Consider the following 20,340-nt stretch of genomic DNA (forward strand, 5'->3'; position numbering starts at 1 on the left):
ATCATGAAAAACATCAATGAGGACTTCGCCGCGCGGCTCGCCGGCGGGGTGACGACGACCTGCCTTTGCTGGCGTCTTGAGCGGCGCGACGGCCTTGCCGTCTGTGTGTGCGATCATGACCACCCGCTTCGTTTCATGGGGCATGACTATATGCCCGGCGCGAGTCTGGATGCCGCACGGTTTGAAACAGCCGGTGGTCTTCGTCCCGGCCGGGCGTCCGCAGATGGTGCCCTGTCGGCGGAAGCGATCACCGAAGAGGATCTGGAAGCCGGTCTTTGGGTCCGTGCCCGCGTCCATGTTCACCGTGTGGACTGGCGTCATCCAGAAGACGGCATCCTTCTCTGGACGGGATTTCTGAGCGAGATCGTCCGTAATGGGGCGCATTTCGAGGCGGAGCTTATTTCGCTGAAGGCAGAGCTTGAGCGTCCTGTGGGACGTGTTCTCGCACGGCGCTGCGATGCGGTTCTGGGGGATGCCCGGTGCGGCCTGTCCGGTGTCGAGGCACAGAGCTGCGACAAGCGGTTTGAAACCTGTAGCGGCGTTTTTGGCAATGGCGTGAATTTTCGCGGCTTCCCGCACATGCCGGGTCAGGACTTCATCCTTGCGGGGCCTGCCACCGACGGAAATGACGGAGGCCGGCGATGAGGCGGGGAGAGATCGTGACCGCCGCGCGCGGCTGGCTCGGTACGCCCTATCAGCATCAGGCGAGCCGGCGGGGGAGTGGCACCGATTGCCTTGGCCTGGTGCGCGGCGTCTGGCGCGAAACCGTTGGTCCGGAACCCGAACCGGTGCCGCCCTATACGCCGGACTGGGCCGATCTCGGTGAGACGGACGCGCTGCATGAGGCGGCGCGCCGCTGGCTGATCGAGATTGCGCCCGGTCATGCGGCGGCGGGTGACGTGCTCCTCTTCCGGATGGGGACGGGCTGCGCGGCCAAGCACTGCGCTGTCATGACCGGACCGGACACGATCATCCATGCCTATTGGGGGCGAAGCGTCTGCGCGACGCGGCTGGTGCCCTGGTGGCGGCGACGCATTGCCGGTGCGTTTTCATTTCCCGGACTGGAGGACTAGGCACATGGGACAGATCATCCTTTCGCAGGCCGGCCAGTCGCTTGGCCAAGCTCTCCTGCCGAACGGGCTTGGCCTGTTCGGTGCAAACGTCGGCGGGGCCGCGATTGGCGGGGCTTTGGGCAGTCTTGCGGGCCGGGCCATCGACAGTGCGTTCAGCCCGGATGTGAACGGGCCGCGCATGGGGGCGATGACTCTCATGGAAAGCCGGGAAGGCGCAGGCCTGCAGCGCGTCTATGGCCGCGGCCGCGTGGGCGGACAGGTCATCTGGGCGGCGCAGTTCAAGGAAAAACGCACCGAGCGGTCGGCCGGCAAGGGCGGGCCGAAAGTTCGCGACTACACCTATTCATTGAGCTTCGCGGTGTCCGTCGCCGACGGGCCGATTAGCCGGCTTGGCCGCATCTGGGCCAATGGCGAAATCATGGACCTTGCCGGTCTGAACTGGCATCTCTATCGCGGCGACGAGAACCAGCTTCCCGATCCGCTGATCGAGGCGGTCGAGGGGGCAGGGCAGGTCCCGGCCTTCCGGGTCACGGCCTATATTGTCTTCGAGGACCTGCCGCTGGCGGCCTATGGCAACAGGCTGCCGCAGCTGAGCTTTGAAGTCTTTGGCGCCGCCGGCAATCAGGCTGACCTGAACCGGCTTGTCGAAGGGGTGAACATCATCCCGGCGTCTGGAGAATTCGTATACGGAACAAGCGTTGTCAGAGAGCGGCGCTTCCCGGGTGTGGAACGCGCGCTCAATATGAACAATACGGCCGGAGAGGCGGATTTTGCGCGCTCGCTTTCCCAGATGACCGCTGAGTTTCCACGGATGCGGCAGGCGGCGCTCACCGTGGCTTGGTTCGGGGATGATCTGAGGGCGGAAGCCTGCCGCATCCGTCCGGGGGTCGAGACCCGTACCCGGCGGACCGTGCCCTATGGGTGGTCTGTTGCTGGCCAGGGCCGCGAAGCGGCGAGGCTGATCAGCCAGACAGGCGGCGCGGCCAATTATGGCGGGACGCCCTCGGACCCCTGCGTGATCGAGGCCATTACTGCCATGAAAGCCGAAGGCCTGTCGGTCACGCTGTCGCCCTTCCTGCTCATGGATATTCCGCCGGATAACAGGCTGCCCGATCCTTATGGCGGGTCAGAGCAGGCGGCTTTCCCCTGGCGTGGGCGGATCACGGTCCAGACGCCGGACGGGACTAAAGCTGTGCGGGAGGCAATTGGAACTTTATTCGGCGCCGATGGGGCGTTCGGGTATCGCCACTTCATCCTGCACCATGCACGCCTCGCCGAGGAGGCGGGCGGTGTGGAGGCGTTTCTTCTCGGTAGCGAGATGCAGGCCCTCTCAAGACTGCGCGACGAGACAGGAGCTTTTCCGTTCGTGGACGAACTGGTTGCACTCGCCGGGGAGGTGCGGGCCATCCTTGGTGAGACAACGAAGATTTCCTATGCCGCGAACTGGACAGAATATGGCGCCTATGTCCCTGCGGATGGATCGGGGGACGTCCTCTTTCCGCTGGACGTCCTGTGGGCCTGTGAGGATATCGATTTTGTCGGTGTGGACTGGTATCCACCCATAGGGGACTGGCGGGACGGCAATGACCATCTGGATGCGCTGGCAGGCTATGATGGTCCAGAAGATGAGGCCTATCTGCGTTCCCAGCTGCAGGGCGGTGAAGCCTATGACTGGTATTATGCCTCTGAGGCCGCCCGCGCCCAGCAGGTGCGCTCGCCTATTATGGACGAGGCTCATGGAGAGGCCTGGGTTTTCCGGCAGAAGGACATATTAAACTGGTGGTCATCGGCCCATCATGAGCGTCCGGCAGGAACAAGAAATGCCGCGCCGACAGGATGGAGCCCCGGACTGAAACCGGTCCGGCTCATGGAGCTCGGCTTTCCGGCCGTGGACCTCGGCACCAATGCCCCCAATCTCTTTCATGATCCGAAAAGCGCCGAAAGCGCCTTCCCGCCATTCTCCAGTGGCGTGCGTAATGATGTGCTCCAACGCAAGGCCCTTGAGGTCTCGCTGGCATACTGGTCTGCTCAGCCCTGTATCGAAGCCGTCCATGCCTGGGCGTGGGATGCACGCCCCTTTCCCGATTTTCCCGCACGCGAGACGATATGGAGTGATGGGCCGAACTGGGCACTTGGCCACTGGCTGAACGGCCGGTCGGGTCTGGTCAGCGTGGGTGACGTCATATGCGATCTTGCCCGGCAGGCGGGCATAGAGATGGAAGTCGTGGCCTTGGAGGGCCTTGTCGAAGGTCTGGTCCTCAGCGGGCCAACGAGCCTTCGGCAGGTGATGGAGCCGCTTCACGCGCTTTACCGGTTCCGATGTCTCGAACGTGAGGATGGTCTTCTGGTCACGGAGCAAGGCGCGGCACCTCACCCGATTATTCCTGTAGGACAGACCGGCGAGGACGGTGTCTCCATCACCCATGTCCTGCTGGACAAGCTGCCGGGCCGGCTTGAGCTTGGTTATGTTGACGGGGCAGGGGCTTATGGCGCGGCTCAGGCAGAGGCGCGCGCCCCGGAGGGGGATGGAAGCTATACGGTGCGCGCGGCCCTGCCACTCATCCTGTCGGAGGCTGCCGCGCAGAAAGCCGCCGCCGACCTTCTGCGGGGTATGCAGGAAGGCGCGTCATGCAGGCTGGAGCTGGGGCCCAGCTATTGGGGCCTGGAGCCGGGCGACCGGCTTGCGGTGGAGACTGTGCCGGGAAGCTGGGTAATCGATGACATCATCGATGACGGTCTCGGGCGCACAGTGTCGCTTTCGCGGCCGGTTGAAGAGACGAAGATTCTGGCCGCCTCTATTCCCGATAGCGGCAAACCGGCTGTGGTGCCCGCCGATCCGGAGCTTTTCGTGGTCGATACGCCGGCCATTTCCAGATTTGATGGGAGCGGCCCGCTTGTCGCTGCGGCTGGGCGCCCCTGGAGAGGGCCTGTGCAGATTGAGGCGGGCCGAAGCCTTTCCCTGATGTCAGGACGCGCCTCCCTTTCATATCCAGCGCATGTGGGGCAGCTTCTGACACCTCTTTATCCGGGGCCGACCGGGCGATGGGATAAGGCTGGCGCGATTGAGCTGGAGCTTGAAACAGCAAGCATTTCGAGTGCCGATCCCCTCTCGGTCCTGGCCGGTGCAAACACGCTTCTCGTTCAGGGAGAGGCCGGATGGGAGGCGATTTCGTTTCGCACGGCTGAGCTGATCGATACCAGTCGCTGGCGCCTGACGGATCTGCTTCGCGGGCTGCATGGGTCTACCGCCACAGCCGCAGAAGAGGGGGCTGCGGTGATCCTTGTGGATGGGACTCTTGGGCGCGCCGAAGTCGCATATGAGGAAGTCGGCACCAAACTACTCTGGCGGGCTGAAGGCGGCGAGGCGCGGCCATTCACCTATCTGGACCGGGCTGGCCTTCCCTGGCCGGTGGCCCACCTCAAGACCAGGCGGCAGACGGGCGGGACGGTTGAATTAAGCTGGTTACCCCGCGGACCGGACATTCCGGACAGCTGGGACCTGCCTGACCCGGTTCACCCACGCCAGTTTGCGGTTGAGGGGGAGTCTCCCTCCGGGACGCTGTTTACGCTGCAGACCAGTGCCAATCGGATCGAAACTGGCGCGGATGTGCATAATATCCGCGTTGCTGAGATCGGAACTGACGGGCGCTATGGTCCATGGGTTTCAATCGCGGCAGAGGCACTCTAACTACACCTCATCGCAACAGTGATGAAAGTGAAGACCTCCCTTGGCGCGCGATCCCTATCAGACACTTGGCGTGAGCAAGTCGGCCACCACCGACGAGATCCGGAAGGCTTATCGCAAGAAGGCGAAAGAGCTGCACCCGGACCTGCACCCGAATGACGAGGAGAAGGCCAATGCCTTCAAGGAGGCGTCGGCGGCCTTCGAAATCCTGAGCGACGAGGAAAAACGCGCCCAGTTCGACCGCGGCGAAATCGACGCCGATGGTAATCCGACCGGCTTTGCCAATGCAGGCGGCGGGTTCGGTGGAGGTTTTGGAGGCGGCGGCTTCCGTCAGCAGGGTGGCTCGTTCCAGGGCGATCCATTCGAGGACATTCTGTCGGGCATGTTTGGCGGCCAGCGCCGCAGGCCTGGCCCGCGCAAGGGCGCCGACATCCGCTACCGGGTCGATATCTCGTTTGAGGACTCCGTTCAGGGCGCCAAGCGCCAGATGACCATGGCGGACAATAAGAGCCTCAACGTCTCCATTCCGCCGGGTGTGACCACCGGCCAGGTGCTGCGCCTCAAAAGTCAGGGCCAGCCCTCACAGACGGGCGGCCCGCCGGGCGATGCTTTGCTGGAGCTTCATGTCCGCCCCAGCAAGACATGGACACGGGACGGTGCCGATCTTCGCATGTCTGTCCCGCTGCCTCTCAAGACGGCCTTGCTTGGCGGCACGGTGGAGGTGGCGACCCCCGGCGGTCCGGTCACGCTGAAAGTGCCCGAGGGGTCCAATACGGGCAGCGTCCTTCGCCTGCGCAATAAGGGCGTCCAGTTCAAGGACAAGCCCGGCCATCTCTATGTCCGGCTGGAAATCACGCTTGAAGACCCGAAGGATGAAGACCTCATCGAATGGGCGAAGAGCCATTGAGCGGCGCGGCGCTTTCTGACTAAACTGCTCGCACATCATTCAGCATGTATTCAGGGCAGGTGGGGCATAGTCTGATTCATGAAACGGATAGTCGCCTCCATTTGCCTCGGCCTGATCGCCATGTCGCCCGCTGCGAATGCGCAGGGGCAATGGAGCAATTCCTTCACGGCAGACGATGCGCGCAATGCGCGTGAGCGCGGCGAGATCCTTCCGCTGAAGGATATTCTACGCCCGATAGAGTCGCGCTATGGTGGTGAGATGCGCCGTTTCGTCGGACTCTTTGATAGAGGCGGCCGGAAGGTCTATGTCATCGACTGGACCACACGGCAGGGTGAACTCGTCCAGTTCACCATCAATGCCCATAACGGACAGATCATTAGCGTGAGCTAGGTAAATTCCATGCGTATACTTGTTGTTGAAGACGATGCGGACCTGCGCCGGCAACTTGCCGATGCGCTGACACAGTCCGGTTATGCGGTCGATCTTGCTGCGGACGGCGAGGACGGCCACTTCCTGGGCGATACAGAGCCCTATGACGCGGTCATCCTGGATCTTGGCCTGCCGAAGATGGATGGCGTCACGATCCTTGAGCGCTGGCGCGATGACGGCAAGGACTTCCCGGTGATGATCCTGACCGCCCGCGACCGCTGGAGCGAAAAGGTCGCCGGGTTCGATGCGGGCGCTGACGATTATCTGACGAAGCCCTTCTACACAGAAGAGCTGCTGGCCCGTCTGCGGGCGCTGTTGCGCCGCGCCACCGGGCATTCTGCCGCCGCGCTGGAAGCAGGCAGCCTGCGGGTGGATACGCGTGCAGCGAGAGCCACGGTCAATGGCCGGCCGGTCAAGCTCACCGCGCACGAGTACCGCGTGCTCTCCTATCTGATGCACCATCAAGGCCGCGTCGTGCCGCGCACCGAGCTGGTCGAGCATATCTATGACCAGGATTTCGACCGCGATTCGAATACGATCGAGGTCTTTATCGGACGTCTGCGCAAGAAGATCGGGACCGACCGTATCCAGACCGAGCGGGGACTGGGCTATCGTCTCGTCGTGCCGGAAGGTGAGACGGCAGGCCTTGCCTGAACCTGACCCGTCCAGAGAGGCCGAAGCGAGCCCCGTGGCGGCGAAACCGCCGGCCAGGCCGCGCCTTTCACTTTCAAGGCGCCTCCTCCTCGGCGCTGTGATCTGGAGCCTGATCGTCGTCATCGGCGGTGTGATCGCCATGACCGCCGCCTACCGGACCCAGACCGTCCGCATCCTTCAGCAGGAACTGGATTCCACGCTGGTCACGCTGCCGCGCGCTCTGGAAATCCTGCCCGATGGCCGCGTGGTCGATATCGAGGAGCGTCTGCCGAGCGATGCGCGCTTCCAGCTGCCGCTCTCGGGACGCTACTGGGCGATGATCGCGGTTCATGATGATGGCAGTCTTGGCAATGATATCCGCTCCCAGAGTGTCTGGGACGGGCCGCTGCCGCTTCCGAAAGAGCTTTCACAGGCCGCGCTAAACTCACCCGGTCAGACGCAATATGGCAATACGAGAGGGCCCAAGGATGAGCTGCTTCGCGTGGCTGTCCGCTCCATCACGGTGCCCAATCGCGAAAATCCGATCCTGCTCATGGCGTCGGCCGACCGGGACCTGACCGATGAAGGCGCCAACCAGCTGAGGCTCATCCTGCTGATTGCCATGGCAACGCTGGCGGGCGGCACGCTGCTTGCGCTCTGGATCGGCCTGAGGTTTGCGTTGCGACCGCTTGGCCGCGTCCAGCTTCATGTCTCCGAAATCCGGGCAGGCCAGCGGGCACGGCTCAATGGCGACTATCCGGTCGAAGTGCAGCCCCTGACTGAAGAGCTCAACAAGCTGCTTGATAATAACCGCAAGATCGTCGAGCGCTCCCAGACCCATGTCGGCAACCTTGCCCATGCCCTGAAGACGCCGCTGGCGGTGCTGCGTAACGAGGCCACTGGCGATACCTCGCTGGACGATGTGGTGCGCCGCCAGACCGAATCGATGCGCACCAATGTCGACCACTATCTGAAGCGTGCGCAGGCTGCTGCCCGGTCCGAAGCCCTCGGTGTGCGCACCGAGATCGAGCCGGTTGTCTCTGGTCTGCAGCGCCTGCTGACACGTCTGTTCGACGCCAGGGGCATAGAGGTCTTCAACGCCATCCCGGCAGACTGCTATGTCCGGGTGGAACAGCAGGACCTTGAGGAGATGCTGGGCAATCTCATGGAGAATGCCTGCAAGTGGGCGGATTCGCGCGTTGAAGTCTCCTGCGCGCAGAGCCAGAACGGCCTCATGCAGATCCATATCGACGATAACGGCCCCGGCCTTGACCCGGATTCGCGCAATTCCGCGGTCAAGCGCGGTGTGCGGCTCGATGAGACCGCGCCCGGCACGGGGCTCGGTCTCTCTATCGTCGCGGATGTTTCTGAAATGTATGACGGCCGCCTCGATCTCTCCGAGAGCCCGCTAGGCGGCCTTCGCGCAACCATCACGCTGCCGGGGCAATGAAACACACCACACTGATCTCTCTTGGAGCGGCCACGCTGATTGCGGCTGTAGCCTATCTCTTCGTCGGGCGGCCAATGCTGCCTGACCAGCCTTATTCGGCGCGCGAAGCGGAGATTGCCTCCCGCCCGGCGGATGATCTGTCACGTGACGAGATGCTGGCGCGCCTTCAGATGACGGCCCGCGAACAGCCGGACAGCCCTGAGCCACAGTACTTTATCGGTGTTCTTCTGCGCTCGCAGGGGCAGACCGAAAACGCCCTGCGCGCCTTTCAGTCCGCGCTGCGCCGTGACCCGGACCATGTCCCGGCTTTGATCGCGCTGGCCGATGCGGTTGTCACACGCGATGGCGGGATCATTACAGAGCCAGCGGCGCGTCTTTATGACCGCGCCTGGCGGCTGGACAATAGCGAGGTGAGGGCGGGCATTCTGGCAGCCATGCCAGCCTATCAGGCTGGCGACCTGGACGCCGCGCAGGCGCACTGGGAGCGTGTTTTTGCCGACCTGCCGGAAGACGATCCCCGCCGGGCCATGCTGAATGCGATGCGCGCGGAGGCGGACGCCGCCCGCGCCGCCGGCAGCGACGAAGCGGGCGAGGAAACTCCTTAAGGCAGCGAGCTTCAGGCCGGCGTCTGCTGATGCTGGACGATTTGCCAGCCCTTGTCCGACTTCACATAGGTCGATGAGCAGTAAGCCTCATAGGTGTCGTGGTCCTTCAGGCAGCGCCCGACATAGGCCAGCGTCACTGTCCCTTCGCCGGACTGGACAGCTGTCTCGCTGTCGAACTCCACATGGTCCCAGCGCGGGGCCAGCTTTACTGTTTCGATGATTTTCTCGCGCTTCAGGATACCGGCGGGCAGGGGAAAGACCATGACGCAATGAGGCGCCATCAGCCGGTCATACTCCTCTGCAGGCCCTGTCCAGAGCTGCTTTTCAATGTCCCAGATATCGGAAAAATCCGGCATATTCGCCTCTTGAGCCGCCGTAAGTTACTGTACACCAACCAACTCGAAAGCAGTCTGGTTGTTTCGGTCGCAGTGTCAAATCCTGCAAGCTTCGATACAAGGCCTGCATTATGAGAGCGAGAGCAAAAAGACTTTGGGGCGTGTCGATCGCAGCCGTGCTGCTGGTGAGCGCCGTAGCGCTGGCCGCGGTCGCGTTGAGGCAGCATGCCGACCTCTTCTACACCCCGCAGCTCATTGCTGAGCGCGGCCAGCCGGACGTTGGCAAGCGCGTGCGGATCGGCGGCTGGGTGCAGATCGATTCCATCGAATATGGCGAAGGCGCCGACATGACTTTCCTCATTGAGGATGGGTCGGGCGAAACCGTTGAGGTCGCTTACACAGGCGTGGTGCCGGACCTTTTCCGTGAAGGCGAAGGCGTTGTCGCGACGGGTCGTTTCGGCGCAGGTGGCGACTTCACCGCGGAGAACATTCTCGCCAAGCATGATGAGAATTATGAACCGCGCGAACTGAAGAACGCCCGCCAGGCGACCTCATGATCGAAGCCGGTCATTTTGCGGCCTTCCTCGCGCTGGCGCTCAGCTTCTTGCAGGCTGGTCAGGGCCTGCTGGGCCAAAGGAAGGCAGCGGGGCTTTCAGCGCTCATCGCGTTCGGCGCGATGGCCTTCTCTTTCCTGACCCTGATTGTGGCCTTTGCAACCTCGGACTTCTCGGTCCAGCTGGTGGCGGCCAATTCCCACACGCTGAAGCCCTTCGTCTACAAGATCGCCGGGACATGGGGAAACCATGAAGGCTCGATGGCGCTCTGGTGCCTCGTCGGTATCGGGTTTGGGGCCGCAGGCGCGCGGTTCCTGTCGACCGGCCGTCCGGTTTTCGAGGCGCGTGCGCTCGGCGTTCAGGGTGTACTGAATGCCGGCGCACTGGCCTATCTTCTGCTTGCCTCCTCGCCCTTTACCCGGCTTGATCCGGCCCCGCTTCAGGGCGCCGGCCTCAACCCGCTGCTCCAGGATCCGGCGCTCGCGGCCCATCCGCCCATGCTGTATCTTGGCTATGTTGGCTATTCCTTCGTCTTCGCACTGGCCGCGGCTGGCCTCATCGAAGGACGTATCGACCGCGTATGGGCTCGGACGGCGCGTATCTGGGCGCTGGCGGCCTTCGTCCCGCTCACCCTCGGCATCGCCCTTGGCAGTTACTGGGCCTATTATGAGCTTGGCTGGGGCGGCTGGTGGTTCTGGGACCCGGTCGAAAATGCCAGCCTGATGCCCTGGCTTCTGGGCGCCGCCTTGATGCACTCGGTCATCGTTACGGAGAAGCGCGGCAGTTTCGGTGTCTGGACGTCGTTGCTGGCAGTCCTTGCCTTCTGTTTTTCAATGCTCGGCGCGTTTCTCGTGCGCTCCGGCGTACTTACATCGGTGCATGCCTTTGCCATCGACCCGCTCCGCGGCTCCCTGCTTCTGGCCGGGCTGCTCGTGTTCGGCGGCGCGGCGCTCCTGCTCTTTGCCCTGCGTGCCTCAAAGCTTGCGGCCGGGCCTGACTGGACAACGGCGAGCCGCGAAGGCGCGCTCATGGGCAATAATCTCGTTCTCGTCGTGGCGACCGCCACTGTCCTGCTTGGCACCCTGTTTCCACTGATCGCAGAGGCAACAGGGGAGACGATCTCTGTTGGCGAACCTTACTTCAATCTGACTTTTACCCCGATCATGTCGCTCGCGCTCATCTCCCTGCCCGTCGTGCAGGCCTGGAGCTGGGGCAAGGCGGACCTCTCCTCGATCTGGAAGTTTGCCGCCGCCTTTGCCGGGATCGTCGCCATCTTCTGGCTGGCGGGCATCGGACCGTTTGATATCCCGCTTCTGGCCGGTGTGGGCCTGGCGATCGCTGTCTGGCTGATTGGCGGCGCGGCGTTTGAGCTCTGGCGGCGGGCAAAGACCCGGCAGCGCCTTCCGCAAATGCCGGCGCGGGTCTGGGGCATGACGCTTGCCCATGCGGGCCTCGGCCTCTTCGTCCTGGGCGCTGTCCTGGAGACCTCCGGGCGCACGCACACCACGATTGCGCTGCAGGAAGGTCAGTCGACGTCTGTGGCTGGCTGGCAGCTCACCCTTGATGATGTCGAGAGTATCGAAGGCCCGAACTGGTACGCTGAACGCGCCTCACTGACGGCGCGGCACGGCGGCACTGTCGCCAGTATGACGCCGCACAAACGCTTCTATCCGGCTGCCCAGATGCCCACGACCGAAACCGCGATCCACAAGACAGGGCTTTCCGACCTCTATGTCGCGCTTGGCGATGGCCGGCGCAACCAGCAGGGCGAGACCCGCTGGACCTTTGAAGTCTTCCTCAACCCCTTGATCGATCTCATTTATCTCGGAACGATCTTTATCGCACTTGGCGCGGGTCTGTGCGTGTTTGGACGCAGGAAACACACTGCGACGGAGGCTGCATGAAAGCCATTCTTGCCTCGCTGCTCCTGATCTTCGCTGCCGAAGGCCCGCTTGCCGACCCGAAGGAAGAGGCGCGCGCACAGGACCTCATGCGTGAGATCCGCTGTGTGGCCTGCGAGAACGAACCCATCTCCAATTCGGGCTCTGATATCGCTGCAGACATGCGCGAACGTGTCCGGGAGATGGTCGCCGACGGTCAGAGCAATGAGGAAATCCGCGGCTGGTTTGCCGAGCGCTATGGCGACTTTGTCCTGTTCCGGCCACCTTCGCGCGGGCTCGGCGGCATGCTGCTCTGGGCGTCGCCCTTCATCTTTCTCATAGCGGGCGGGGTCCTGGCTTTCACGATCAGCCGTAACCGCCGGCCGCGCACCGACATCCCCGCTGTCGCCCCTGAGGAGGAGAGCTGACCGCCAGATTGGCCCGCCTGCACTGGCAAGACACCCTCCACGCACCTATGTGCGCATGGAAGGCCACGGAGTCCGGGAGGCGTCATGTTCAGCGAGAAGGTCAGTTTTTCTGGCAGCGATGGCCAGCAGATCGCTGGGCGTCTTGAACATCCGGTCGGCCAGTTTGTCGGCTGGGCCATCTTTGCCCACTGCTTTACATGCTCGAAACAGTCGCGCGCTGCTGTCGGTCTATCACGTGCTTTGGCTGAACGCGGGATCGGTGTCCTGCGGTTCGATTTCACCGGCATCGGCGAATCGGAAGGTGAGTTTTCCGAAAGCGGGATCAGCTCCAATGTCGAAGATATAGAAGCGGCGGCCAGCTGGATGGCGGAGCAGGGGCGCCCGGTCTCGCTGCTGGTCGGCCATTCGCTGGGCGGGACCGCTTCGATACTCGCAGCTGAAAGACTGAAGGGGTTGAAGGCGCTTGTAACCATCGGGGCGCCGTCAGAAGCCAAACACGTCATCGGCCAGTTTGGCCCCAGTGTCGAAGAGATTGAAAGCGACGGCGAAGCCAGCGTTACCCTGGGCGGGCGACCTTTCACGATCCGCCGGGAATTCGTCGATGACCTGCGCGAAGCCCGGGTGGGCGCCGCTGTCTCCCGCCTGCGTCTGCCATTCCTCATTTTGCACGCGCCGGGCGATGAAGAGGTAAGCGTGGAGCATGCCACAAAGCTCTTTCTCGAGGCGCGCCACCCGAAAAGCTTCGTCAGCCTCGACGATTCAAGCCATTTCCTCGAGCGCGATACCGACACAGATTTTGCCGCCAGCGTGATTGCCGGCTGGGCGTCTCGCTATCTCAAACCCGATGAAGACCAGTCCCCTTCAGCAGACGAGGGCGTTCTTGTCCGGGAGACGGCCGGGCCGGGGCCCTATCAGAATGAGGTGCTGACCGGAAGCTTCCGGCAGATCATCGACGAGCCCCGCAATTTCGGCGGCAGCGATACGGGCCCCGACCCCTATTCGCTCCTGTCGGCTGCCCTTGGTGGATGCACCTCCATTACACTGCGCATGTACGCCAATCGCAAGGACTGGCCCGTTGAGCATATCGGTGTTGCCGTCAGCCACACGCGCGAGCATGCGAGCGACTGCGACGAGTGCGGCGAAGAGGACAAGATCGACATCTTTTCGCGCGCTATCCATATTCAGGGTGACGTCACGGACGATCAGCTTGCACGCCTGCTTGAGATCGCGGACAAATGCCCTGTGCACAGGACGCTTGAGTCGGGCAGCCGGATACGGAGTAGAATTGACAAGAAGACAGGCTGAAATGAGCCTGACGCTTGATTTGAAAGGATAAAGTCTAACCGATGTTTAATCAGTCAAGGGACTGGCATTGGCTTATATTTATCCACACTATCGATGAATAGAATTCTTGAGGAGTTTGAGAGGAATATGAAAGCGATCGCTATATCGAAACAGGCCCTGGTTGCCGGTGTCTTTGGGGCTGGTGTTGCAGGGGCTTTTTTCTACGCACCCCCGGTCTTCCAGCAGGCCTCAGCCAAGCAGCCGATCTCGATTCAGCAGCCGAATGGCGCGCCGATCAGCTTCGCCGACCTCATTGAGGAAGTGAGCCCCGCCGTGGTCAGCGTGAATGTCGTGTCCGAGCGTGAGGTTACGGGCATGGGCAATATGGAAGAGTTCTTCGAACGCTTCCGCGGTCTGCCCGGCTTTGATGATTACATGCGCGAGCGTGAGGAAGAGGGCGGCGAGGATGAACCGCAGACCCGCGAAGCCCGCTCGCTCGGCTCCGGCTTCTTCATCTCCGAAGAAGGTTACATCGTCACCAATAATCACGTCGTGCAGGACGCAACAGAGATTGAGGTCGTGCTTGAGGATGGCCGGGAGCTGAAAGCCGAACTTATCGGCACCGATGCGCAGACCGACCTTGCCGTCATTCGCGTGACCGAGCCGGGGACCTACCCATTCGTTGAGTTCGAGACCGACACAAATCTGCGCCGCGGCGACTGGGTTGTGGCGCTCGGCAACCCCTTTGGCCTCGGCGGGACGGCAACGGCCGGTATCCTGTCGGCCGATGGGCGTGAGCTTGGCGCAAACAATCCCTATACCGACTTCCTGCAGATCGATGCCGCCATCAACCGCGGCAATTCCGGCGGTCCGACCTTTGACCTCCAGGGCCGTGTGGTTGGCGTGAACACAGCCATCTTCTCACCCACGGGCGGGTCTGTGGGCATCGGTTTCGCCATTCCGGCAGAACTGGCTGTCTCCGTCACGGACGCGCTCATCAAGGACGGCCGCGTCTCGCGCGGCTGGCTGGGTGTGACCATTCAGGATGTGACCGAAGACATGGCCGATGCGCAGGGTCTTGAAGAAGCGCGCGGTGCGATTATCGCCGATGTCAGCCCGGATAGCCCGGCCCAGTCCGGCGGCCTTCAGCGCGGCGACATCATCCTGTCGGTCAACGGCAACGACACAACGGATGCGACCTCTGTGACGCGTCTGGTCGGCGGGCTTATGGCAGGCTCGGACAACACATTCACCGTTCTTCGCGGCGGTGAGCAGCAGACCATCAGTGTCACCGTGGGCGAGCGTCCTGAAAACCCGAATGCCATTCCGCAAGCGCAGACCGGTGTTTCGGGGGACAATCCGGACAGCAATGCCAAGGACGGCCCGCTGGGTCTCGCCCTTAGGCCGCTGAACAGCACCGACCGGGACACGCTGGCTCTGGACGATGATGAGCCTGGCCTGATCATCAGCGATGTTGATAGTGACAGCCCGCTTGCCGAGTATGATGTGCGTGCCGGCATGGCGTTGCTGTCGGCAGCCGGCAGCCCGCTTGCCACGGTCGCAGACCTTGAATCGGCGATTTCCGACATGAAGAAGAAGGGGCGCGACAAGCTGCTTCTCGCCATCCGGAACGGTCAGCGTACCCTGTTTGTTACTGCCGACATCGGCGAAGACGCGTCGAACTGACGGTTATAAGGAGCAAGGCTCATGCGGGTTCTCGTCATAGAAGATGATCGCGACCAGGCGAGTTTCATCAACAAGGTTCTCAGCGAGGCCGGCCATGAGGTCGATCTCGCCGAGAATGGCGCAGATGGCCTGATAAAGGCCCGCGACGGCGACTTCGATGCGCTCGTCGTGGACCGGATGCTGCCGGAAAAGGACGGGCTGAAGCTTGTCGAGGAATACCGGAATGGGGGCGGGCAGACGCCCGCTCTCTTCCTCTCTGCCCTTTCGGACGTCGACAACCGTGTCGAGGGGCTGAAAGTCGGCGCGGACGACTATCTCGCCAAGCCTTTCGCCCCGCAGGAACTTGCCGCACGTGTTGAAGCACTCGGCCGGCGTCAGGTGAATGGCGAGCCGCCTGTGACAAAGCTCAAGGTGGCCGATCTCGAAATGGACCTCCTCGCCCGCAAGGTGTGGCGCGGCGAGCAGAAGATTGATCTGCAGCCGCGCGAATTCCGCCTTCTGGAATTCCTCATGCGCCATGCCGGTCAGGTCGTGACCCGCACCATGCTGCTCGAGAAGGTCTGGGACTATCATTTCGACCCCCAGACCAATGTCATCGACGTCCATGTCTCGCGCCTTCGCGCGAAGATCGACAAGGATTTCGATGAGCAGTTGCTGCAGACCGTGCGCGGCGCGGGTTACTGCCTGCAAGGATGAAGTCGGGTCGCTTCGCGTTTGTCCGGACGACGACATTCCGGCTGGCGCTCGTCTATGCGGTCCTGTTCGGCCTCTTTTCCTTCCTCCTCCTTTCCTATCTGTTTCAGGCCACGGTCGGCTCTCTGCGCGCAGAGGCCGACCAGCGTCTTGAGGCGGAGATGGGGGCGCTGGAGCTTGCCTATTATACCGGGGGCCTGGAACGTCTCGAACAGTCACTGATCGAGCGCGCGCTCGTTCCCGGTGCACCCTTCCGCTACCAGCTGGAAACACCGGAGGGCGACCGGCTGATCGGGGATTTCCCGAACCTGCCGGTCTCTCCGCCGGACACAGTCGGCGATGTCAGCAATGTCAGCCTCAGCATCGAAGTCCCGCGGCCCGGCGGCGAGCCGACCCTGACAGAGGCTGAGGGCCGCATTGTGCGTCTGCCGAACGGGAACGTCCTGCTCGTCGCCATTGAGACCGGGGAGCGCGGGCGGATCGTCAGGCGCATCACGCAGGCGGTCACCACCGCTGCGCCCATCGGTGTCCTGCTCGCGCTGATGGGGGGGATTTTTATCTCGCGCTATGCTGCCCGGCGCGCTGAACAGCTGACCCGCACCACGGAAGCGATTGTGGCGGGCAACCTCTCGGTCCGTGCACCTGTCTCCGGCTCGGGCGATGAGTTCGACCGCCTCGCCATGCACGTCAATACGATGCTGGAAAAGCTGGAACGCCTGATGGCCTCAAGCCGCCATACGGGCGATTCCATCGCGCATGACCTTCGCTCTCCCTTGTCGCGCCTGCGCAACCGGCTGGAGACGGCGCTGATCGGGGACATGAGCGAAGAGACGGCGCGCGAAACCCTGACCCAGACCGTTGAGGAAGTGGACCGCGTCCTCGCCACCTTCAACGCCATCCTGCGCCTTTCGCGGCTTGATGCCGGCGCCGAGGGGCGTCTTGTGCGCCTCGATCTGCGCGACATGCTGCTGGAAATCGCAGACCTTTATGAGCCTGCCTGTGAGTTTTCGGGGCTCCAGTTCAACAGTGATATCGGCGTCAACCTCTTCGTCCTGGGCGACCGCGAATTGCTGGCGCAGGCCATCTCGAACCTTCTGGATAATGCCATCAAATACACGCCGGAGGGCGGCACGATCAGCTTCCGGGCGCAACGCACGCCTGAAACAGTCCAGATCATCGTGACCGATACCGGGCCGGGCATCCCCGAACACATGCGCGAGCGGGCCAAGGAGCGCTTCTTCCGGCTCGATGAGGCCCGCACTCAGGCCGGCTCTGGCCTTGGTCTTGCGCTGGTCGATTCGGTCGCGGACCTCCATAAGGGCGATCTTGAACTTCTCTGGGCGAGCGAGATTCCCGACCCGCATGGATTAAAAGCGGTTTTTTCTCTGCCGCGTGAGCGCTAGGAAGGGGCATGCTCACGATCCGACCCATTGCGGCGACGCCCGCAGAAGCCTTCAGGCTGGCCGCCGACCTTGCGCCCTATCTCGCCCGCGCTGCGCGCCGGGCGCCCGATGCGGTGAAATTCCTCGAGGAAGAGGGCGCCGAAGCGCTTCACGCGCGCGCCATTTCCGACGCAGAGGCCGCCGGTGAGCTTGAAACGCTCGAAGCGACGATGGCGGCGCTCCGGCAGGCCAAGCTCTCCCATCATATTGCCGTCGCGGCCCGCGACCTCAGCGGGCAGGCCGATGTCAGCGCTGTGACAGCGGATCTCACACATTTCGCCAATACAGCGCTTGCCGCCGCCCTCAAGGCCGTGCTGCGCGCCCGGGACCTGTCACCGGACGGGCTCTTCCTGTTCGCGCTGGGCAAGATGGGCGCGTTTGAGCTTAACTACTCCTCCGACATCGATGTTGCCGCCTTTTTTGACCCAGACGTCTTCGATGGCGGCTCTGGCGAGGCCCAGATGAAGGCCAACCGGGCCGTGCAGGAGACGATGCGTGTCCTGGAGGAGCAGACGGGTGAAGGCTATGTCTTCCGCACGGACCTTCGCCTGCGTCCCGATCCGTCCTCCACCCCGCCTGCGGTCTCCACGCGTATGGCTGCGCTCTATTATGAGAGCGTCGGCCAGAACTGGGAGCGGATGGTCTGGATCAAGGCCCGTCCCGTCGCGGGCGACATCGCTGCCGCTGAACGATTTCAGGAGATGCTGACGCCCTTCGTCTGGCGCCGGCATATGGACTATTGGGCCATTGCCGACGTCCAGGCGGTCAAGCGTATGATCAATTCCAAGGCTGGTGCGGCCCTTGATGACCCGGCGCCGGACGTCAAGCTCGGCCCCGGCGGCATTCGGGAAATCGAATTTTTCGCCCAGACCCAGCAGATCGTGCTTGGCGGGCGCAATGAATATCTGCGCAACCGCAAGACACTGGCCAGCCTTCAGGCGCTGGTCGCGGCCGGCGCCGTGGATGGACCGGTGGCAGAAGAACTGTCCGAGGCCTATGTCGCGCTGCGCGGCGTCGAGCATCGTATCCAGATGCTGCAGGATGAGCAGACCCACCGCGTGCCGGAGGAAGAAGAGCGCCGGGAGCGTCTTGCGAAACTCTGCGGCTATGACGGGATCGCCGCGTTCGACAAGGAGCTGCATGAGACCCGCGCCATTGTCAGCCGCCACTATAGCGACCTCTTTGCCGAAGAAGAACGCAAGACGAAGTCGGCCGCCCAGGGCAATCTGGTCTTTACCGGTGTCGATGAGGACCCCGGTACCGTCAGCACGCTTTCCTCACTGGGCTTTTCAAACCCTTCCCGCGTTATCTCCACAATCCAGAACTGGCATCGCGGCAAGACACCTGCGACGCGGACAGAGCGGGGCAGGGGGCTGCTGACCGCGCTCCTGCCCGACCTTCTCATGGCCATGAGCCGGACCGGTGAGCCTGACACGGCTTTCACCCGCTTCACCCAGTTCTTCGAGGGCCTTCGTTCCGGCATCCAGACGCTCTCAATGCTCGTGGCGGAAGCGGACCTGCTGGAAGACCTCGTCACCACGCTCGCCATCGCGCCGCGCCTGTCGCAGACACTGGCGCGCCGGCCCGGTCTTCTTGAAGCGCTGATTTCGCAGAATACGCAGGAATTCCCGCCGACGCTGGATGGCGGGATGGATTTCGAGACGCGAATGGATGAAGTGCGCCGCTGGCAGAATGAGCGCGCCTTCCTGATCGGTCACCGTCTGCTTCATTCTCGACTGCCAGCCTCGCAGGCCGCCTTGGCCTGGAGCGACCTGGCAGATACATGCGTACGCCTCATGGCCGATGCCGCAGCGATGGAGACCGCGCGCAAATATGGTCCGCAGCCGGGTCATTGGGCTGTCGCGGCCCTTGGCAAGCTTGGCGGCCGCGAGCTGACGGCGGGCTCCGATCTCGACATCATCATCGTGTTCGAGGCCGACAAGGATGAGGCAGTGGAGGCGGGCAGCTGGTTCACCCGTTTCGCGCAGCGCCTGATTACCGCTATCTCGGCCGATACGGCGGAGGGGAACCTCTATGAGGTCGATATGCGCCTGCGTCCCTCGGGGCGTGCTGGGCCCGTCGCTGTGTCCCTGTCTGCTTTTGACCGCTACCAGCATCAGGACGCCTGGACGTGGGAGCTGATGGCGTTGACGCGGATGCGCTTTGTCGCGGGCCATGATCCTCTCGGAAAGAAGATGATGGAGATCGCACGCGATGCGATCACGCACGGCAAGCCGCCTGAAGAGAGAAAAGCCGACATTCTCGACATGCGCCAGCGCCTCTGGCGCGAGAAGCCGCCCGGCGGCCCCTGGGACATCAAGCTGGCCGAAGGCGGGCTCGTCGATCTGGAATTCATCCTGCAGCAGGGCATGCTGCTCAGCGGCGATCCGGACGCAGTCCACGCCACGACTTCCGATGCCATCGCAGCCCTTGAAGAGACGGGCTACCTCTCGGCCGATGAAGCCGGCACGCTCAGCCATGCCTTCCGCCTCCTGCAATCGCTGCAGCAGGTTCAGCGGATCGCCGTGGGCGGGGAGGCGGAGTCCTCCACCTTTTCCCGGGGGCTGAAGGACAGGCTGGCTCTGGCTGCAGACTGTCCGGGTTTCGAGGTGCTGGAGCATCGCTATTCTGAGATGAAACAGGCCGTCGCGGATATTCGCTGCAGAAAAATCGGTCCGCTCGCGACGGAATCCTGACGCGCCATCGTTTCACCTGTCGGGTCACACAGAAAAAGAGGAACCCGACATGAAGAAACTTGCACTTGCCGCAACCCTGACCGGCCTTGCCACGCTTGGCGCTGCCGGCCTTGCCTTTGCTCAGGATGAGGGCGAAACCAAAGACCGTGCCGATCGCGGCGAAGCGCGCGCAGAACGTATGCTCGAACGCTTCGATACCAATTCGGACGGCGTCATTTCGACCGACGAAATCGAAGCCATGAAAGCTGAGCGTTTCAGCCAGGCTGATGCGAATGGGGATGGCAGCCTCACGCTTGCCGAACTCGAAGCCTGGAAAGAAGCTGAGCGCGAGGCGCGGATGCAGGCGCGCAAGGAGCGCATGTTCGCCCGCCGCGACACCAATGGTGATGGCGTGATCTCCATCGATGAGTTCGAGACGCGTGGCATGTCGATGTTCGAACGCGTCGACGCCGACGGGGATGGTGAAATCACCAAAGCCGAACTTGCCGAGATGCAGGGTCATCATGGCGGGCACCGTGGCGGCTGGCATCATCGCGGTGGCGGCGCTGACCGGAAATAGT

At 62.8% G+C, this 20,340-nt stretch carries 18 protein-coding genes; 17 read left to right on the plus strand and 1 reads right to left on the minus strand.

Features of this window, described 5'->3' with window-relative positions; translation table 11 throughout:
- The first annotated feature begins 3 nt into the window (after window positions 1-3).
- The 8 genes from ABNU55_RS09125 (at window position 4) to ABNU55_RS09160 (ending at window position 8,782) form a co-directional block, all read left to right on the plus strand.
- Window positions 4-645: a DUF2163 domain-containing protein gene (locus tag ABNU55_RS09125; protein ID WP_290752237.1), complete on the plus strand. Its 642-nt coding sequence runs from the start codon at window positions 4-6 to the stop codon at window positions 643-645.
- Window positions 642-1,073, plus strand: a complete 432-nt coding sequence (locus tag ABNU55_RS09130) for an NlpC/P60 family protein (RefSeq protein ID WP_290752240.1) — start codon at window positions 642-644, stop codon at window positions 1,071-1,073. Before ABNU55_RS09125 ends, ABNU55_RS09130 begins: the two co-directional genes overlap by 4 nt.
- A 4-nt stretch (window positions 1,074-1,077) precedes the next feature.
- Window positions 1,078-4,761, plus strand: a complete 3,684-nt coding sequence (locus tag ABNU55_RS09135) for a glycoside hydrolase TIM-barrel-like domain-containing protein (protein ID WP_290752243.1) — start codon at window positions 1,078-1,080, stop codon at window positions 4,759-4,761.
- 40 nt (window positions 4,762-4,801) lie between these two features.
- Entirely contained in the window at window positions 4,802-5,665 is an 864-nt protein-coding gene (locus ABNU55_RS09140; protein ID WP_290752246.1) for a J domain-containing protein, read from the plus strand.
- Window positions 5,666-5,743: 78 nt separating this feature from the next.
- On the plus strand, window positions 5,744-6,055 hold the full coding sequence (locus ABNU55_RS09145) for a hypothetical protein (protein WP_290752249.1): 312 nt from the start codon (window positions 5,744-5,746) through the stop codon (window positions 6,053-6,055).
- 9 nt (window positions 6,056-6,064) lie between these two features.
- The gene (locus ABNU55_RS09150; protein WP_018147580.1) at window positions 6,065-6,748 is read left to right on the plus strand and encodes a response regulator transcription factor; all 684 of its coding nucleotides are present in this window, start codon (window positions 6,065-6,067) and stop codon (window positions 6,746-6,748) included.
- Window positions 6,741-8,177 carry an ATP-binding protein gene (locus ABNU55_RS09155; RefSeq protein ID WP_290752254.1) on the plus strand — a complete coding sequence of 479 codons (1,437 nt, stop codon included), beginning with the start codon at window positions 6,741-6,743 and terminating at the stop codon, window positions 8,175-8,177. Before ABNU55_RS09150 ends, ABNU55_RS09155 begins: the two co-directional genes overlap by 8 nt.
- The gene (locus tag ABNU55_RS09160; RefSeq protein WP_290752256.1) at window positions 8,174-8,782 is read left to right on the plus strand and encodes a tetratricopeptide repeat protein; all 609 of its coding nucleotides are present in this window, start codon (window positions 8,174-8,176) and stop codon (window positions 8,780-8,782) included. The genes ABNU55_RS09155 and ABNU55_RS09160 overlap by 4 nt, the downstream gene beginning before the upstream one ends.
- Window positions 8,783-8,793: 11 nt before the next feature.
- Here the strand turns inward: ABNU55_RS09160 and ABNU55_RS09165 are convergent, their stop codons facing one another.
- The gene (locus ABNU55_RS09165) at window positions 8,794-9,138 is read right to left on the minus strand and encodes a nuclear transport factor 2 family protein (protein ID WP_290752259.1); all 345 of its coding nucleotides are present in this window, start codon (window positions 9,136-9,138) and stop codon (window positions 8,794-8,796) included.
- A 110-nt stretch (window positions 9,139-9,248) separates the two neighbouring features.
- Between ABNU55_RS09165 and ABNU55_RS09170 the strand changes: the two genes are divergently transcribed.
- The 9 genes from ABNU55_RS09170 to ABNU55_RS09210 all read left to right on the plus strand — a co-directional run bounded on the left by ABNU55_RS09170 (window position 9,249) and on the right by ABNU55_RS09210 (window position 20,339).
- Window positions 9,249-9,674, plus strand: coding sequence for a cytochrome c maturation protein CcmE (locus tag ABNU55_RS09170; protein ID WP_290752262.1), 426 nt, complete (start codon window positions 9,249-9,251; stop codon window positions 9,672-9,674).
- Window positions 9,671-11,575: a heme lyase CcmF/NrfE family subunit gene (locus ABNU55_RS09175; protein WP_290752264.1), complete on the plus strand. Its 1,905-nt coding sequence runs from the start codon at window positions 9,671-9,673 to the stop codon at window positions 11,573-11,575. Before ABNU55_RS09170 ends, ABNU55_RS09175 begins: the two co-directional genes overlap by 4 nt.
- Window positions 11,572-11,979, plus strand: a complete 408-nt coding sequence (locus tag ABNU55_RS09180) for a cytochrome c-type biogenesis protein (protein WP_290752267.1) — start codon at window positions 11,572-11,574, stop codon at window positions 11,977-11,979. Before ABNU55_RS09175 ends, ABNU55_RS09180 begins: the two co-directional genes overlap by 4 nt.
- Window positions 11,980-12,063: 84 nt before the next feature.
- Window positions 12,064-13,284 (plus strand): alpha/beta fold hydrolase, encoded by a 1,221-nt coding sequence (locus tag ABNU55_RS09185; RefSeq protein ID WP_290752270.1) that lies wholly within the window; start codon window positions 12,064-12,066, stop codon window positions 13,282-13,284.
- Window positions 13,285-13,410: 126 nt separating this feature from the next.
- Entirely contained in the window at window positions 13,411-14,949 is a 1,539-nt protein-coding gene (locus tag ABNU55_RS09190; RefSeq protein WP_290752273.1) for a Do family serine endopeptidase, read from the plus strand.
- A gap of 21 nt (window positions 14,950-14,970) precedes the next feature.
- A complete protein-coding gene (locus ABNU55_RS09195) occupies window positions 14,971-15,645 on the plus strand; it encodes a response regulator transcription factor (RefSeq protein WP_290752276.1) in 675 nt (224 codons plus the stop codon).
- A complete protein-coding gene (locus ABNU55_RS09200) occupies window positions 15,642-17,045 on the plus strand; it encodes a HAMP domain-containing sensor histidine kinase (protein ID WP_290752279.1) in 1,404 nt (467 codons plus the stop codon). Before ABNU55_RS09195 ends, ABNU55_RS09200 begins: the two co-directional genes overlap by 4 nt.
- An 8-nt stretch (window positions 17,046-17,053) precedes the next feature.
- A complete protein-coding gene (locus ABNU55_RS09205; protein ID WP_290752281.1) occupies window positions 17,054-19,780 on the plus strand; it encodes a bifunctional [glutamine synthetase] adenylyltransferase/[glutamine synthetase]-adenylyl-L-tyrosine phosphorylase in 2,727 nt (908 codons plus the stop codon).
- 49 nt (window positions 19,781-19,829) lie between these two features.
- Entirely contained in the window at window positions 19,830-20,339 is a 510-nt protein-coding gene (locus ABNU55_RS09210) for an EF-hand domain-containing protein (protein ID WP_290752283.1), read from the plus strand.
- Window position 20,340 lies beyond the last annotated feature (1 nt).

It is taken from the genome of uncultured Henriciella sp., from assembly GCF_964005855.1.
GTDB lineage: Bacteria > Pseudomonadota > Alphaproteobacteria > Caulobacterales > Hyphomonadaceae > Henriciella.

Coding starts and splice junctions, on each gene's coding strand:
- ABNU55_RS09125 (WP_290752237.1), top strand. CDS start 4: ATGAAAAACATCAATGAGGACTTCGCCGCGCGGCTCGCCGGCGGGGTG.
- ABNU55_RS09130 (WP_290752240.1), top strand. CDS start 642: ATGAGGCGGGGAGAGATCGTGACCGCCGCGCGCGGCTGGCTCGGTACG.
- ABNU55_RS09135 (WP_290752243.1), top strand. CDS start 1,078: ATGGGACAGATCATCCTTTCGCAGGCCGGCCAGTCGCTTGGCCAAGCT.
- ABNU55_RS09145 (WP_290752249.1), top strand. CDS start 5,744: ATGAAACGGATAGTCGCCTCCATTTGCCTCGGCCTGATCGCCATGTCG.
- ABNU55_RS09150 (WP_018147580.1), top strand. CDS start 6,065: ATGCGTATACTTGTTGTTGAAGACGATGCGGACCTGCGCCGGCAACTT.
- ABNU55_RS09160 (WP_290752256.1), top strand. CDS start 8,174: ATGAAACACACCACACTGATCTCTCTTGGAGCGGCCACGCTGATTGCG.
- ABNU55_RS09165 (WP_290752259.1), bottom strand. CDS start 9,138: ATGCCGGATTTTTCCGATATCTGGGACATTGAAAAGCAGCTCTGGACA.
- ABNU55_RS09170 (WP_290752262.1), top strand. CDS start 9,249: ATGAGAGCGAGAGCAAAAAGACTTTGGGGCGTGTCGATCGCAGCCGTG.
- ABNU55_RS09175 (WP_290752264.1), top strand. CDS start 9,671: ATGATCGAAGCCGGTCATTTTGCGGCCTTCCTCGCGCTGGCGCTCAGC.
- ABNU55_RS09180 (WP_290752267.1), top strand. CDS start 11,572: ATGAAAGCCATTCTTGCCTCGCTGCTCCTGATCTTCGCTGCCGAAGGC.
- ABNU55_RS09185 (WP_290752270.1), top strand. CDS start 12,064: ATGTTCAGCGAGAAGGTCAGTTTTTCTGGCAGCGATGGCCAGCAGATC.
- ABNU55_RS09190 (WP_290752273.1), top strand. CDS start 13,411: ATGAAAGCGATCGCTATATCGAAACAGGCCCTGGTTGCCGGTGTCTTT.
- ABNU55_RS09195 (WP_290752276.1), top strand. CDS start 14,971: ATGCGGGTTCTCGTCATAGAAGATGATCGCGACCAGGCGAGTTTCATC.
- ABNU55_RS09200 (WP_290752279.1), top strand. CDS start 15,642: ATGAAGTCGGGTCGCTTCGCGTTTGTCCGGACGACGACATTCCGGCTG.
- ABNU55_RS09205 (WP_290752281.1), top strand. CDS start 17,054: ATGCTCACGATCCGACCCATTGCGGCGACGCCCGCAGAAGCCTTCAGG.
- ABNU55_RS09210 (WP_290752283.1), top strand. CDS start 19,830: ATGAAGAAACTTGCACTTGCCGCAACCCTGACCGGCCTTGCCACGCTT.